Below are 14,635 nucleotides of genomic sequence, written 5' to 3' on the forward strand. Positions count from 1 at the left end.
GGAAAAGGGGTCGCCCACGGCGAAACGCATGCCCACAGGTGTGATGGGGCGTGGCTCACCCTTCGTCGGACTCGGTGGTCCGACGGCGTTCGGTCCGCAAGGATGCGGCGGATGAGGGCGAGTCGAACGTGTGAGGTGTGCGGGGCTGAGCTGCCCGACCGCGGCCGGCGGGAGGGGGATGGACCGGCACCGCCCGGCCGGCCCGCCCGATACTGCTCCGACGCCTGTCGGCAGCGCGCCTTCCGCCGGCGCTCGGCACGGCACCACGCCCAGGACCGGGAGCAGGGCAGTAGCGCTGGCCGGGACCAGGACCGTTCGCGGGCGGAAGGCCAGGAGCTGCCACGTGCGCTGGACTCCTTCATCGGACGCAGGCGCGAACTGTCCCGGCTGCGCACCCTGGTGAAGTCCGCTCGGCTGCTGACGCTCACCGGTCCGGGGGGAGTCGGCAAGACCCGTCTGGCGACGGAGTTCGCCACCGGCCTGCGCGGTGGCGACAGCACGGCCCGGCTGGTCGAACTGGACTCGCTCCACGACGGCGACCGGCTGCCGCAGGCCGTGGCCGCAGCGCTGGGCGTGGGCGAGCGCGGCGGCCGGACGGGTGTCACGCTGCTCGCCCATGAGCTCGGCGACCGTCCGACGCTGCTCATCCTGGACAACTGCGAACACCTCGTCGAGCCCTGCGCACAGCTGGTAGCGACCCTCCTCGGCCGATGCCCCCGGCTGCGGATCCTCGCCACCAGCCGGGAAGTACTGCGGGTGCCCGGCGAAGTCGTGTTCCGGGTGGGTGAACTGTCCCTGTCGCCGACCGGCGCGGACGACGACCCGGCGGCCGTGCTTCAGGCAGATGCCGTCCGGCTCTTCGTGGACCGCGCGGGCAGCAGCGCACCCGGTTTCGAGCTGCACAGCGGCAACGCCCGTACCGTGGCCGAGATCTGCCGACGCCTCGACGGAATGCCGCTGGCGATCGAACTGGCGGCGCGCCGTACGGGCGTCCTCCCGCTCAGCGACATCCTGACCGGCCTGGACGATCAGCTCACCCTCCTCACCGACGGCAGCAGAACCGGGCCCGGACGACACCGCGAGCTGGCGGCCGCGATCGACTGGAGCCATCGATTACTGGATCCGGAGGAGCAGGCCCTCTTTCGCCGGCTCTCCGTCCTCGTCGGCGGATTCGACGCCGTGGGTGCGGCGGCGGTCTGCGCCGACGGCCAGATGCAGCCGCGGCACGTCCTGCGGGTGCTGTGCGCGCTGGAGGCCAAGTCCCTGATCGTACGGATTCCGGCACCGGACGCCGAAATCAGCGCGCGATTCCGGCAGTTGAGCTCCATCCGCGCCTACGCCCTGGAGCGCCTCGCCGACTCCGGTGAACTGCCCGGCACCTGGCAACGGGCCGTCGACTGGCTGACCGGGCTGATGGAGCCGGCCGCGGACCAGGTCTTCGTCGACCAGGCGGGCGGCCCCCTGACCGAGGAGCGGGAGAACCTCGCCGCTGCCGTCGACCACATCGACGGCCTCGGCGGCGCACCGCATGTACCGCTGACGCTGGCACTGGCGAGGGTGCGCTTCCAGCAGGAGCAGCTGACCACCGCCCGGGCGCTGCTGACGCGCGTACTGGAGCACAGAGACGACCCGATGAGCCCGCAGGACTCCCAAGGACTCCGGATGTCACAGGAGTCAACCGGCTCGCGGTGCTCCCGGCACGTCGGGGCGACCCTGGCGCTCGCCGCCCGCGCGGCCTGCCAGCAGGCGGACGAGGGCGCCGCACTGCGCTTCGCCGAGCAGGCGGTCGCCGTGGAGCGGCACAGAGGCGACCCCGCCGGACTCGCAAACGCCCTGGACGCCCGCGCTGCCGCACTGCTGTGCCGCGGCGAGTTCGCACAGGCCGTCGACGACTTCGCGGAATGTCTGGCCGTCGTCGCCGCACTCTGCAGCCCCCGCGACACGGCATGGTGCCGCCACCATCTGGCCTGGGCGCTGCTGCACATCGGCAAGGCGGCCGAGGCCGACGAGCTGATGGCGGCCTGCCTGCCGCAACTGCGCGGACAGCACCCCTGGTGCCAGTCGGCGGCCGCCCTGCACACCGCCGGCGCGATCCGGCTCGCCCTGGGCGATGTCGCCGCGGCCCACGACCTGTTCGCCGAGGGCCTGCGCACAGTGCCCGGCGAGAGCTTCCACGCGCTGTATCCGCTGGAGGGGCTTGCCGTCGTGGCGGCCGAGCGCGGCCGGATGAAGCGGTCGCTACGGCTGTTCGCGGCCGCCGCGCAGGCGCGCAGGCGGCTGGACACCGAGCCGGAGGCCGAATGGCGACGGCAGGTCGAATCGGCGACGGCCCGCGCCGCCGCGGCCCTGCCACCAGCGGGTCGGGACGCCGCGGTGACCCAGGGCCGCGGGATGAGCTGGGAGCACCTGATCGCCCACGCCCTGCTCGGCACCGACGAAGAACCGGTGCCGGTCGACCGCGCGGACGAAGGCCGATCCCCGCTCACGGGCCGGGAGATGATGGTGGCCTCGCTGGTCGCCGAAGGGCTGACCAACCGCGAGGTCGCCGCCCGGCTGGATCTGTCGGCGAGCACCGTCTCGACCCACCTCGACCACGTACGGGACAAGCTGGGCATGCGCTCCCGTACGCAGATCGCGCTGTGGGTGGCCAGAAGGGAACAGCGCCGGGCCGCTGCCGAGGACGATCCGCGCCGGGGCGAGGTTTCGTAACGCCGCCGGGCCACCGGTCATCCGATCGATCCGCGCGGGCGCCCCAGCGACCAAGCTGATGCGGAACAGGGAATTCCCGAGGACCCGAAGGCGTAGAGCCGCTACCCGACGGGCCTTCCCCCCACGGAATGCCCTGTCCGGCGAGTAGATCCGGCGAGGAGACGCGATGCGGCACGACCATGATCCGGACGGTGAACAGACGAACTCGAGGAGGGCATTCATCAGAAGGAGTTCGGTGGGAATGACCGCGGCCCTCGTGGCGACGACCGGGGCCAACGTCGCCTTGGCGGCACCGGTGAGTACGGTGCAGAAGGCGCGAGCCGCGGGACGCCCGTTGGCGGTCACGCCTGCCTGCGACGGTCACGAGACCCCGGCGGCGATGGAGGGACCGCTCTTCAAGCCGCAGTCGCCCGAGCGGACGGACCTGGTCACCCCCGCGATCCGCGGAGTGCGGCTCGATCTGAGCGGCGTCGTCTACGACACCGCCTGCAAGCCCCTGCCCGGGGCGCTCATCGAGTTCTGGCAGTGCGACCAGAACGGCGACTACGACACCGCCGGCTTCTCGCTGCGCGGACACCAGTACACCGACGGCAGGGGCGCGTTCGGGCTGCGCACGATCATCCCCCGTGACTACTGGGGCCGATGGGGCCAACGGGCGCCGCACATCCACACCCAGGTCCAGGCGCCCGGCGGACCGGCCCTCATCACGCAGCTGTACTTCCCCGACGACACCCAGGCGTACGGCCGGGACTTCGCCGCGCTCAACGCCGCGGACCGGCTCATCAACCGGGCCTGCACGATCACGCTCGCGGGCCCGAAGGGCGGCCGCTACACCGGCGCCTTCGACTTCGTCATCCAGACCACGGCCACATAGCCGACCGCCGATCACCCAAGGATTTCCGTGATGCATACGAACACGTCATCCCGGCGCCGGCAGTTCGGCCGGTCGTCCATGGCGGCGGCGCTGGCCGCGGGCGTCGTCGCGGTCGGGGGCCTGATCGCCGCCGGCACCGTCTGGGCCGGCCCCGCCCCCGCCCCCGCCGGAGCCGCCAAGGACGTGGGGGCCGCACCGGCGCGCGTCGCCGGACAGTGGCAGCCGACCGCGGTCCCGGTGGCCAAGGGCGACCTCACGGCCGTGGCCGCACTCAGCGACAAGCAGGTCTGGTCCGTCGGCTATCGGCTGAAGAGCGACACCCAGTTGGAGGCCGTGGCCCTGAAGTGGGACGGCACGTCCTGGAAGCAGCAGTCGACCCTGCCGAACGGCACCTTCCCGCAGGCGCTCGCCGTCCGGTCGGCCTCCGACATCTGGACGGTCGGCGCGACGGCGGCCCACTGGGACGGCACCTCCTGGACCACGCGCAGCCTCGACCGCGACCCCGCGGGCCGGGTGACACCCGACGCGGTGGTCACGACCTCCGACGGGAAGGCCTGGACGGCCGGCCGCGCCGTGCCGCAGGGCATCAAGAACGGGGTGCCCGCCATACAGGCCTGGGACGGCACGGCGTGGCGCCGACAGACCCTGCCCGACGTCGGCAAGGGCGAACTGACCAGCCTCACCGCCGTCGCACCGGACGACATCTGGGCGGCGGGCACGTCCTTCGCCACCGACAGCACCGCGCAGACGGCTCTGCTGCTGCACTGGGACGGCACCTCCTGGACACGGGTCGCCGCGCCGGCGGGGGCCACGGGCGAGCACCGCTGGCTCAGCGGCATCACCGCACTGGGTGCCGACGACATCTGGGCGGTGGGCGGTTCTGCGTCCACGGGCGCCGACAGCCCCTACGCGGTGCACTGGGACGGCAAGAAGTGGACCGACGCCAAGGCACCCGCGATCGCCGACGGGCGGCTTAGGGCCGTCGGTATGGCCGGGGACGGCACGCTGTGGGCGGTCGGCGGCCAGGGTGCCGTCTCCGTCGCCCTGCGCTTCGACGCGCAGCAGCGCCGCTGGGAGCAGGCAGCCGACCCCGGAGTGGTGGTGCGAGGGTTCACCACGGTGCCGGGCAGCGCGGACCTGTGGACCGTGGGCATCGCCAAACAGGGCGACCTGCTTCCGGCGGTGACCCGCTTCACGGGCTGACCGGCACACCCGACCCGGGCCCGGGCCCCGCGCCAGGACCGGTTCCGGCGGCGGACGGTCCGTCCGCCGCCGGAGATCACTAGATCACTGGTAGATGCCCTGGCTCACCTCGGCGTGCCGGGGAAACGGCGTCAAAGTGCTGTGCCAGGTCCTTCGGACCGCCGAGGATGGCCAGATGACGATCACTTCGCAGGCCCGTTCCTTCGACAGCGCCGCCGCTAGCTATGCAGCGAACCGCCCTTCGTATCCGCCCGCCTTGCTCGATGCGATCGAGGAACTCGCCGACCGCCCGTTACACGGCGCCCGCGTCGCGGACATCGGCGCAGGCACGGGACTGGCGACCGCCCTCCTGCACGCCCGCGGTTCGCGCGTCATCGCGGTCGAGCCGGGGCCTGGAATGGCCTCCCAGTTCCGCCGCGGACTGCCCGACGTCCCCGTCGTGCTCGGTGACGGCAACAACCTGCCACTCGCCTCCGAGTCCATCGACGTTCTCACCTATGCCCAGGCATGGCACTGGACCGACCCGCACAAGTCCGTTCCCGAAGCACTCCGAGTACTGCACCCCGGCGGCGCGCTCGCCCTCTGGTGGAACGACTCGGACAGCGCTGTCGGTTGGATCGCCGACCAAGACGCCCGCCTGCGCCGCCTCTTCGGCGCCGAGGACGGCGCACCCGACCCGATGGCCCGATTCCGCCGGCTGCCGCCCGAACTGAGCTTCGTCACCCGGCAGGTGTCGTGGACGAGGAGCGTCCCACTCGAAACGCATCTCGCGAACCTTGCCAGCTACTCCGACTTCCTCGTCCTCGGCAAGAACGCCACCGAGACGTTCCTGACCGCTGAGCGCGACCTCCTGACCGAAGCCTTCCCGGACGGGAAGATCGAGGAGCACTACGTGGTCAGCCTGGCCGTTCACCGACGGGCCGGTGCGGACCCTGGAAGCCGGGCGACCTCGATCGAAGACTCCATGCGCGCCGAGAAGGGCGCCTGACGGGCATCCGCCCTGGGCAGGCGCCCTTATCCCGCGTCGAGAAGAAGCCCAGCTTCTTCGCCGAGTACGACACCAACAGGTTCTTCGTCTGCTGGTGGTACACGTCTTGCATTTCACTGACCTGGTGAAATGGCATGAGGCTGGACAGGTTGCGAATCGTCGGTCCGCGTATGGTCCGGATCTTGGACTGAGGCATGATCCGACTCGCAGGCTTTGCGCAGCAGACGCAACGTCCCCTGGTCTGTCCGTGTGAGTGTCTGGTCAGGGAGGCGCGGGGTGTGGTGGACCTGTCCTGGGCTCGCCGCGTGGTGGCGGGGGAGCAGCGCACGCGCCGAGCGCCGGTGGCGGCGTTGGTGAAGGTGGTGCGGCTCCGGACCATTGGGTGCGGGCGCCAGGTCGGTGAGCACGTTCTCGTGATGGTCCCGGTTCTCGAAGCGCCCTGCATGCGGGCACCCACGCTCCTTGCCCCGGACCGGTGGGTCTGGTTCTGTTCCGCGCTACAAGTGCGTGATCACGGAGAGGCGAGGAGGAACGAGCGGCGTGGAGCGGGGAACGCAGACGAGTACCAGGGACTCCCTGCCGGAAGGACTCGGTCAGGCGATACGGGAGACCGCCAGTGCCATCGCCGCGCTTTTGGACGGCGCGGCGGACATGACCGTTCCTGTACCGGGGTTGGAGTGGACCGTCGGCGAGACGGCCGCCCACCTGGCACTGGCCAACGGCCTGATGGCCGATCTCGCGTCCGGCCAAGAACGCGTCTACGGAGACGGCATGCCGCAGAGCCTCGCGGCGGCCAATGCGCAGAGTCTCATCGAGTTCCCCGAGCGCAGGGCGGAACCACTGGCCGCGATGATCGTGGAACAGGCCGACGTGTTCCTGGACGCGGTGCAGTACGCAGCCGGTTCGTGATGGCGAACCACCGGTCCGGATGCTTGATGTCGGGCTTTCAAGCGTGGGTCAGGGAGATTGCGGTCACCTGGTGCACGATCACATCCCTCCGGGCCGCGGCCACCGCCTTACCGACCGACGCCGCGTCCAGCCCGTCCATCACGACCCCGTCCGCGCCCAGCCGCGCCAGCTGGCCCAGCTCGGCAGCGCTCGTCGTCGTGGCCGTCACCTGATGGCCGCGGCCAGGAGCTGCGGCAACAGCCGCTGCCCCAGGACCCCGCTCCCGCCTGCCACGAACACCTGCATGACCATCACCCTCCCCACGTGAGTGTCTGCCTTCACCACTGGGACAAGACAGCCCGGCCGTCTGTGACATGAGAGGGAGGGAAGTTGGGAGAAACGAGACTGGTGCCGCCGATTCCAGCGGTGGCGACAGCGGTTGTCCGGACGCCGATGTCGCCCGCGACGTGGGTGAACGTGATGGTGCCGGCCGTCCGGCTTGGTACTGCCAGTTCAGGAGGACAGTACTCCCGATTCAGTAGCCGAAGTGTCGGCGGGAGCAGGCAGACGGGAGCGATCGGGACGGAGAGCCTGGGGAGGTACCCGAATCAGATGTGGAGACTTCCGTCCCGTGGCTGCTCTTCTCTACCGACTGGGCCGAATGGCCTTTCGACGACGCTGGCTTGTGGCTGCCCTGTGGGTGGTCGTGCTGGGCGCCGTCGGGTTCGCCTCGACCAAGGCGCCCGCACCTCCCGATGACACCGCTTCGATGAACGGCATCGAAGCGCAGAGTGCCTATGACCTGCTGCAGAGGCGTTTCCCGGGCACCTCCGACAATGCTGACACGGCATCGGCCAAGATTGTCTTCGTCGCTCCGGAGGGACAGAAGGTCACTGCCTCCGACAACCGCGCCACGATCGAGAAGCTGGTCGATACGGCCAGCGAGGGAAGTCAGGTCGAGGCCACGGTCAGCCCCTTCCGGGCGGGTGCGGTCAGCAAGAGCGGTTCCACCGCCTATGCGATCGTCACCTACAAGGCGAAGTCCAAGGACGTCACCGACTCCACCAAGCAGCACCTGCAGACCGCGGTGGACGAGGCCCGCAAGGCGGGTCTGACGGTGGATGTCGGCGGCCCGGTGTTGGCCGCTCAGGCCGCGGCCGGCGGTTCGAGTGAGGCGATCGGTATCGCCATCGCCGCGCTGGTGCTGCTGGTGACCTTCGGATCCATGACGGCTGCCGGACTGCCGCTGCTGACGGCCGTCCTCGGTGTCGGCCTCAGCATGGTGTCGATCATGGCGCTCGGCAGTACGTTCGGGCTGTCCACGACGAGCAGCAGCCTGGCGTCGATGCTGGGTCTGGCGGTCGGTATCGACTATGCGCTGTTCGTCGTGTCCCGGTATCGCGAGGAACGAGCCAAAGACCGCGGCCCGCAGGAGGCCGCCGGTGTGGCCGTCGGAACGGCTGGATCGGCGGTGGTGTTCGCCGGGCTGACGGTGGTGATCGCGCTGGCGGGGCTCTCGGTGGTCGGGGTTCCGACTCTGACGAAGATGGGTCTGTCGGCGGCCGGGGCCGTCGTGATCGCCGTCCTGGTCGCCCTGACTCTCGTACCAGCCCTGCTTGGACTGTTCCCGAACGCCGTTCTGTCCCGCCGCATCAGGAAGGGCAAACAGAAGAGCGGCACGAGGCGGAACGCTGGAACCCGCTGGGCCCGGTTCGTGCTGCGCCGCCCGCTGCCGGTGTTGCTGGCCTCGGTCGCGGTACTGGGGGCGCTGGCGCTGCCGGTGATGGACATGCAGTTGGGCATGCCCGGGGATGAGTCGAAGTCCACCGCGACCACGGAACGGCGCGCCTACGACGAGCTCGCCGAGGGGTTCGGTCCCGGCTTCAACGGTCCGCTGACCGTTGTCGTGGACGCGCAGGGCGCGAAGGACCCGAGGACGGCGGTCACCGCGATCACAGAGGAGATCAGCGACACAGCGGGTGTTGTGTCCGTCTCAAACGCGAGATTCAATCCGGCCGGGGACACCGCCCTCTTCACCGCTACTCCTTCCACTGCGCCCACCAGTGAGAAGACCAAGGACCTGGTCCGGGCGATCCGTGGCGAGCGCGAGAGTCTGCGGTCCGAAACCGGTGCGACGTTCCTGGTCTCCGGCACCACGGCCGTGAACATCGACGTCGCGCAGAAGATGCAGAGCGCTCTGGTCCCCTATCTGGCCGTCGTGGTGGGGCTGGCCTTTCTGCTGCTCCTCGTGATCTTCCGTTCGGTACTCGTGCCGCTCAAGGCCGCCGTCGGGTTTCTGCTGTCCGTGCTCGCAGCCCTCGGCGCGGTCGTCGCCGTCTTCCAGTGGGGCTGGGCGGCCGATCTGATCGGCCTGCAGCAGACCGGGCCGATCATGAGCACCATGCCGATCATGATGGTGGGCATCGTCTTCGGTCTGGCCATGGACTACGAGGTGTTCCTGGTCTCCCGGATGCGGGAGGCGTACATCCACGGAGAGCGGCCCGCCGATTCCGTGGTCAGCGGGTTCCGGCACAGCGCCCGGGTCGTGGTGGCCGCCGCACTGATCATGATCGCTGTCTTCTCCGGGTTCGTCGGGGCCGGGCTGGCCATGATCAAGATGATCGGCTTCAGCCTGGCCGTGGCTGTGCTGTTCGATGCCTTCCTGGTCCGGATGGTCTTTGTCCCGGCAGTGTTGGCCCTACTCGCAAAGAGGGCCTGGTGGCTGCCGCACCGGCTCGACCGGCGCCTGCCTCACGTCGACATCGAGGGTGAGGCTCTGACCGGCGGAAGGGCCGCAACCCCGGAGCCGGCCGTCGACAAGGCAGCGGCATCGGCGCTGAACTGAACCGGCATCTGCGTGCGCAGCCCGCAGGGCTCTCCTTGGCTTCACGGGAAGCTCTGCGGGTGTCGCCGCGCTCAGTGACCGATCATGGACGACATATCCCCCGACCGGAGCATCTGATGACCGCCCGCTGGCAGCAACACGCGCACAATCATCCGCACGCCGTCGACGCGGCGCTCATCGCAGTGCTGTGCGTACTGTCCGGGCCGGTAGCCCTCTACAGCAGCGACAGCTATGCCCAGGGACTGGGCTGGTGGTCCGCCCTGCCCCTGGCTGTTGTGGCCTCCTTCGCCCTGCTGTGGCGCCGGAGCCACCCCCGCACCGTACTCGTCGTCACGGTGGTGTGCGCCAGCGCGGCTGGCGGAGTCGGCTACCTGCTCACTCCCATGCTGCTGGCGCCGGTCATCGCGGCCTTGTACGAGCTGGGCGTGCAGATCCCGCGCAGGACCGCATACACGTGGTGCCTTGCCATGACGGCGATGATCGTGCTGTCAGCGGTCATCGGTAACCGCGACGGACACCCCTGGCCCCTCGCCATCATCAACCCGATCCTGTGTCTCCTGCTGCCGGTGGCCCTGGGGACGGCGGCGCAGACCAGGCACGCATACCTCGAAGCGGTCAAGGTGCGAGCCGAATACGCCGAACGCAGCCGTGAGGAGGAAGCCCGTCACCGCGTCGCCGAAGAGCGCGTGCGGATCGCCCGCGAGCTGCACGACGTCGTCGCCCACCACCTGGCGCTTGCCAACGCGCAGGCCGGTACCGCCACCTTCCTCGCGCAGACCAGCCCGCACAAAGTTGCCCCCATGGTCGCCCAGCTCGCCTCCACCACCTCCTCGGCACTGCGGGAGCTCAAGGCCGCCGTCGGGCTCCTGCGTCAGCCGGACGATCCCGACTCACCTCTGGAACCGACTCCCGGCCTGTACCAACTGCCCCGCCTCGTTGACTCCTTCGCCGCGGCCGGACTTGGTGTCGAGGTCGCCGTTGACGGTGAACAGCAGCAGCTGTCGCCCGGCGTGGACCTGACCGCGTACCGGATCGTGCAGGAGGCCCTCACCAATGTCACCAAGCACGCGCCGAAAAGCACCACGCAGGTCAGGCTCGCCTACGGCCGCGACAGACTGACCGTCACCATCACCAACGAGCCCTCCGCCCGCGAGTCGGTCCCGGCCGGTCCCGGCGACGGGTTCGGCCTGATCGGCATGCGCGAACGCGCCCGCTCCGCCGGCGGGCGCTTCGAGGCCGGCAGACGCCCCGACGGCGGCTTCACCGTGACCACCGAACTGCCGATCCTCCACTGACCCCGGAGAAGACAACACCCATGCCCATCCGCATCCTGCTCGCCGACGACCAAGAACTCCTGCGCACGACCTTCCGGATCCTCATCCAGGAAAATCCCGATATGGAGGTGGTCGGCGAAGCATCCGACGGAGCACAAGCCGTCGCCCTCACCCGCACCCACCGTCCCGACATCGTCCTGATGGACATCCGCATGCCCGGCACCGACGGCCTCGCCGCCACCACCGCCATCTGCCGGGACCCGAACCTCGCCGCCACCCGGGTGCTCATCCTCACCACCTTCGAGACCGACGAATACGTCGCCCGGGCGCTGCGAGCCGGGGCCAGCGGATTCCTCGGCAAGGACGTCTCCGCATACACCCTGCTGGACGGCATCCGCACCGTCTCCTCCGGTGAGGCCCTTCTGTCTCCCACGGCCACCCAAACCCTCATCACTCGCTTCCTCACCACAGCTGACCCCCAGTCGGACCCACCGCCGGAACTGACGGCACTCACCACTCGGGAACGCGAAGTGATGGCCCTGGCCGCTGAAGGCAAGACCAATACAGAGATCGCCGACGACCTCGTCCTCAGCCCTCTGACCGTCCGCACCCACATCCAGCGCGCGATGAACAAACTCGGCGCCCGCGACCGCGCCCAACTCGTCGTCATCGCCTACCAGAGCGGCCTTGTACACCCCCGGCCACGCACGAACGGCACCACCGACGACCGGTGACAGCAGCAACACAGAGCTCGCCCGAACAGATTAGAGGCGCCGCCGACCGGGCCGGCGACAGTCGGCCACGGAACTCCGAGCAACTGTCGGTTGCCATGCGTCACACGTTCGTCAGGGCGTCGGTTGCGAGTCCGCCCCCTTGAACAGCTTCAGCGGCACCGGCTGAGATCGGAATCCAGGGAGGAGCCGTTGCGCCCGTCGACCCACGTGACGTACACGTAGCCGTCGGCGAGGGTGATCCCTCACGACAGAGAACGCGGTCGCCGTGGTGGTCCGCCACATGACACCTAAGTCGCCGTTGGCGCCGAAGTCGATCGCCCGACGCTGGGCGTTCGGGGTGGAGATCGTCGCCGGTCCGGTCCACGTCTTGCCGTCGTTCCGGCTGAAGTTCACCGGCTTGCCCACCTCCTGGGAGGCGGAGTCGAGGATCCCGTTGTACACGGCGATCTCACGCCCCGGGGAGCCGCACACGAGCGGGATACTCCCGCATCGCCCCGGCGACCGAGTAGACCTTGCCCGTGACGATGTCCAACCGCATCTTCCGGGCACCGCCGAGCAGAAGCGGTGTGGACACCGGGTCGGTCCAGGTATCGGCTATGACGAAGGCGTCGCGGGCGTCCGTCTTGGCCTTGCGGGGATAGAGATCGGCGATCCGCCGCATGGTGAGACCGGGCAGATAGGCGACCACGAGCACGGTGCCGTGTTTGGCCGGCAACTTCGCTAAGGCCTCGCGGAGTTTGGGCTCGCTGGTGGGCAGCCGCTTGTCGAGGGCTTTCTCCCCGGCCGGGGTGACGGGCGTTGGCGTGGTGTTCGCCCTGGCCGACGTCTAAGCCGAGGAAGACGCCGATGCCGCTGGTGTCGGTCTCACTGATCGTTTCAGAATGAGATTCGGGAGCGGCCTGCAATGTCGGGTCTGACCTACGGCGACGCCGACGGCGCCCCCGTTCGGTTTGCCTCGCCGTCCGTCCGTGCCGGCTCATTGCAGCACACCATTCCCGAGGGCACGACGGTGACGAGCACCCTGCCGGGCAGGTGCGACGGAACCACACCGCAGTCCGCCACCGGAATAATGCGTTGACGCCCCAGGGAGGTGTCTTGTTAGCCTCAAGGGGTCGTTCTGATTGGTTCTGGGCCTGCGCGCCCTGGAAGAGGTGTACTGATGTCCCGGCCCGCGCCGAGTGCGCCTCGCCGTACCGCGTAACCGTCCGCCACCTTCCGCTCCCCGTTTCTCCGGGCTGCTGCCGGACGTGTCCTCCGGTGCTCTGACCTGCCTGTCCGCCGTTCCGCGGTGTTATCGGGCTGTCTTCTGACGAGGCCACTCGGCCTGCTCTTGCTGTCCTGATCGACTTCCAGCAAGGAGCACCCGGGTGTCCAGCCACACCACCACCAACACTCTCAGCCTCAGCACCTTCGCCTGCACCTGGTGCGGGCTGACCGTGTCCGCGTACGCCGCCGACGGCGCTCTGCGCAACCACTGCCCCTCCTGCCTGCACTCCCGGCACGTCCTCGACCACGTCGAGGACGGTCCGAGCGACTGCGAGGGCCGGATGTCCCCGATCGCCATCGCCGTGCTTCGCACAGGTGACTGGATGGTGATCCACCGCTGCGTGCGCTGCGACGAGCTCACCTCGAACCCGGTGTGCGCGGACGACAACCAGCTGATCCTGATGCGCATGGCGGTCCGCCCGCTGGCCCAACCGCCCTTTCCGCTCGAAGCGTTCGGAACCCTCTGACCGCCCGACAGGAAAGGAGCACCGCCATGTCACGCGCCAACAGCGGTCGCGGGCGGCGCCGTCCGCAGCGGCACAAGGATGTCCTGCACACCCAGGGTGGGCACCGGGCAGGCGACTTCCGGTGCACGTCCTGCCGGCTCGACGTGTCGCTGGACGCGCCCGGCACCGCGCACCGCAACCACTGCCCCAACTGCCTGGCCAGTCTGCACGTCGACCGGAAGATCCCGGGCGACCGCGACGCGGACTGCCGCGGCCGGATGGAGGCGCTGGGCATGTCCGTCCGCCCGGACGGCGAGTGGATGATCATCCACCAGTGCGTCTCCTGCGGCGAGCTCAGCGCCAACCGCATCGCCGGTGACGACAACCCGCTCGCCCTGGTCCGCCTCGCCCTCAGGCCCCTCGCCGACCCCAAGCACGCCAGCCGCGCCCTGCTCACCCTGTGACCCGGCGGCCGTGCCGACCGTGGGCGGGGCGCTCCGCCCACGGCCCCCGCCCACGAACATCACCACTACCGAAAAGGAGCACCCCTGCAGTGAACCTGGGGCTTCGTCATGAAGCGCATGGCCACCTGCACTGCCAGAACACCAGCATGGGCCGCTTCAACGCGAGGTTCGCAGCCGGCGGAGGCATATGAGGCTGCAGGCCAGAAAGAGCAGGCCCTGATGGAGGTCAGCGCGTCGCTCGTAGCGGGTGCGGAGCCGTTGAACTGGTGCAGCCAGGCGAAGGCACCTCCACCACCCAACGGACCTTGTCCAGTCCCGAACCGTGGGCCACACCGCGTCGGGCGATCACGGGCTTGATACCGCGCTTCCACAGCAAGCGGCGGTACTTGTCGAAGTCGTAGCCCCGGTCGGCGTACAGCCGCCGCGGCTTGCGACGAGGTCGCCCTCGTAAACCCCGTATCGGCGGGACGGCCTCGAGCAGCGGTAGGAGTTGGTTGACATCGTGCCGGTTACCGCCGGTGAGCGTGACGGCGAGCGGGTTTCCGTGACGGTCGACGATCAAGTGATGCTTGGAGCCGGGGCGGGCGCGGTCGACAGGCGAGGGGCCGACATGATCCCCCCTTTCAGGGCCCGGGCGTGCGAGCCGTCGACGGCACAGTCGTCCAGGTCCACCAGGCCGGCGCGGCGAAGTTCGGTCAGCAGGACGGCGTGCAGGCGCGGCCACACACCGATCTCGGTCCAGTCCCGCAGTCGGCGCCAGGCCGTCACCCTGGAACAGCCCACTGTCTCCGCAGGCACATCACGCCAGGCCACACCGGTCCGCAACACGTAGAGGATGCCCGCGAGAGCCGCCCGGTCGGGAACCCGCAGCCGCCCGGGATGACGTCGGCGCCGCTCGGGAGCGGGTGGCAGCAGCGGAGCCACCCGCTCCCACAGGCACACGG

Annotated in this window: 11 protein-coding genes and 2 pseudogenes; 10 read left to right on the top strand and 3 right to left on the bottom strand. The window is 69.7% G+C overall.

The window, feature by feature from the left end; all coding sequences use genetic code 11:
- The first annotated feature begins 111 nt into the window (after window positions 1-111).
- The 5 genes from ACFT4A_RS02360 to ACFT4A_RS02380 all read left to right on the top strand — a co-directional run bounded on the left by ACFT4A_RS02360 (window position 112) and on the right by ACFT4A_RS02380 (window position 6,683).
- The gene (locus ACFT4A_RS02360; protein ID WP_382825182.1) at window positions 112-2,709 is read left to right on the top strand and encodes an ATP-binding protein; all 2,598 of its coding nucleotides are present in this window, start codon (window positions 112-114) and stop codon (window positions 2,707-2,709) included.
- Window positions 2,710-2,950: 241 nt separating this feature from the next.
- Window positions 2,951-3,583 carry a dioxygenase gene (locus ACFT4A_RS02365; RefSeq protein ID WP_382825184.1) on the top strand — a complete coding sequence of 211 codons (633 nt, stop codon included), beginning with the start codon at window positions 2,951-2,953 and terminating at the stop codon, window positions 3,581-3,583.
- A 30-nt stretch (window positions 3,584-3,613) separates the two neighbouring features.
- On the top strand, window positions 3,614-4,786 hold the full coding sequence (locus ACFT4A_RS02370; protein WP_382825185.1) for a hypothetical protein: 1,173 nt from the start codon (window positions 3,614-3,616) through the stop codon (window positions 4,784-4,786).
- 175 nt (window positions 4,787-4,961) lie between these two features.
- Window positions 4,962-5,774: a class I SAM-dependent methyltransferase gene (locus ACFT4A_RS02375; RefSeq protein ID WP_382825187.1), complete on the top strand. Its 813-nt coding sequence runs from the start codon at window positions 4,962-4,964 to the stop codon at window positions 5,772-5,774.
- Window positions 5,775-6,314: 540 nt separating this feature from the next.
- Window positions 6,315-6,683 (top strand): hypothetical protein, encoded by a 369-nt coding sequence (locus ACFT4A_RS02380; RefSeq protein WP_382825188.1) that lies wholly within the window; start codon window positions 6,315-6,317, stop codon window positions 6,681-6,683.
- Between the two features lie 37 nt (window positions 6,684-6,720).
- On the opposite strand, the gene ACFT4A_RS02385 is transcribed toward ACFT4A_RS02380, so the two are convergent.
- A complete protein-coding gene (locus ACFT4A_RS02385; RefSeq protein ID WP_382825189.1) occupies window positions 6,721-6,891 on the bottom strand; it encodes a hypothetical protein in 171 nt (56 codons plus the stop codon).
- A gap of 402 nt (window positions 6,892-7,293) precedes the next feature.
- Here ACFT4A_RS02385 and ACFT4A_RS02390 point away from each other — a divergent pair, with 402 nt between their 5' ends.
- The 3 genes from ACFT4A_RS02390 to ACFT4A_RS02400 all read left to right on the top strand — a co-directional run bounded on the left by ACFT4A_RS02390 (window position 7,294) and on the right by ACFT4A_RS02400 (window position 11,515).
- Window positions 7,294-9,507: an MMPL family transporter gene (locus ACFT4A_RS02390; RefSeq protein WP_382825219.1), complete on the top strand. Its 2,214-nt coding sequence runs from the start codon at window positions 7,294-7,296 to the stop codon at window positions 9,505-9,507.
- 116 nt (window positions 9,508-9,623) lie between these two features.
- A complete protein-coding gene (locus ACFT4A_RS02395; protein WP_382825190.1) occupies window positions 9,624-10,802 on the top strand; it encodes a sensor histidine kinase in 1,179 nt (392 codons plus the stop codon).
- 20 nt (window positions 10,803-10,822) lie between these two features.
- Window positions 10,823-11,515, top strand: coding sequence for a response regulator (locus ACFT4A_RS02400; protein WP_382825191.1), 693 nt, complete (start codon window positions 10,823-10,825; stop codon window positions 11,513-11,515).
- A 589-nt stretch (window positions 11,516-12,104) separates the two neighbouring features.
- Here ACFT4A_RS02400 and ACFT4A_RS02405 read toward each other — a convergent pair.
- Window positions 12,105-12,387: pseudogene (locus ACFT4A_RS02405) on the bottom strand (transposase); the annotation flags it as partial.
- A 495-nt stretch (window positions 12,388-12,882) separates the two neighbouring features.
- Between ACFT4A_RS02405 and ACFT4A_RS02410 the strand changes: the two are divergent.
- On the top strand, window positions 12,883-13,248 hold the full coding sequence (locus ACFT4A_RS02410) for an RNHCP domain-containing protein (RefSeq protein WP_351838430.1): 366 nt from the start codon (window positions 12,883-12,885) through the stop codon (window positions 13,246-13,248).
- 26 nt (window positions 13,249-13,274) lie between these two features.
- The gene (locus ACFT4A_RS02415; RefSeq protein WP_382825192.1) at window positions 13,275-13,691 is read left to right on the top strand and encodes an RNHCP domain-containing protein; all 417 of its coding nucleotides are present in this window, start codon (window positions 13,275-13,277) and stop codon (window positions 13,689-13,691) included.
- Between the two features lie 156 nt (window positions 13,692-13,847).
- On the opposite strand, the pseudogene ACFT4A_RS02420 reads toward ACFT4A_RS02415, so the two are convergent.
- Window positions 13,848-14,633, bottom strand: a pseudogene (locus ACFT4A_RS02420) (IS5 family transposase).
- Between the last annotated feature and the right edge of the window lie 2 nt (window positions 14,634-14,635).

Origin of the sequence: Streptomyces sp. NPDC057099, from assembly GCF_042671245.1 — a bacterium.
GTDB lineage: Bacteria > Actinomycetota > Actinomycetes > Streptomycetales > Streptomycetaceae > Streptomyces > Streptomyces purpurascens.

Bases quoted from the DNA above. Each gene is read 5' to 3' on its own strand.
- ACFT4A_RS02415 (WP_382825192.1), top strand. From the start codon at position 13,275: ATGTCACGCGCCAACAGCGGTCGCGGGCGGCGCCGTCCGCAGCGGCAC.
- ACFT4A_RS02360 (WP_382825182.1), top strand. From the start codon at position 112: ATGAGGGCGAGTCGAACGTGTGAGGTGTGCGGGGCTGAGCTGCCCGAC.
- ACFT4A_RS02400 (WP_382825191.1), top strand. From the start codon at position 10,823: ATGCCCATCCGCATCCTGCTCGCCGACGACCAAGAACTCCTGCGCACG.
- ACFT4A_RS02370 (WP_382825185.1), top strand. From the start codon at position 3,614: ATGCATACGAACACGTCATCCCGGCGCCGGCAGTTCGGCCGGTCGTCC.
- ACFT4A_RS02375 (WP_382825187.1), top strand. From the start codon at position 4,962: ATGACGATCACTTCGCAGGCCCGTTCCTTCGACAGCGCCGCCGCTAGC.
- ACFT4A_RS02395 (WP_382825190.1), top strand. From the start codon at position 9,624: ATGACCGCCCGCTGGCAGCAACACGCGCACAATCATCCGCACGCCGTC.
- ACFT4A_RS02365 (WP_382825184.1), top strand. From the start codon at position 2,951: ATGACCGCGGCCCTCGTGGCGACGACCGGGGCCAACGTCGCCTTGGCG.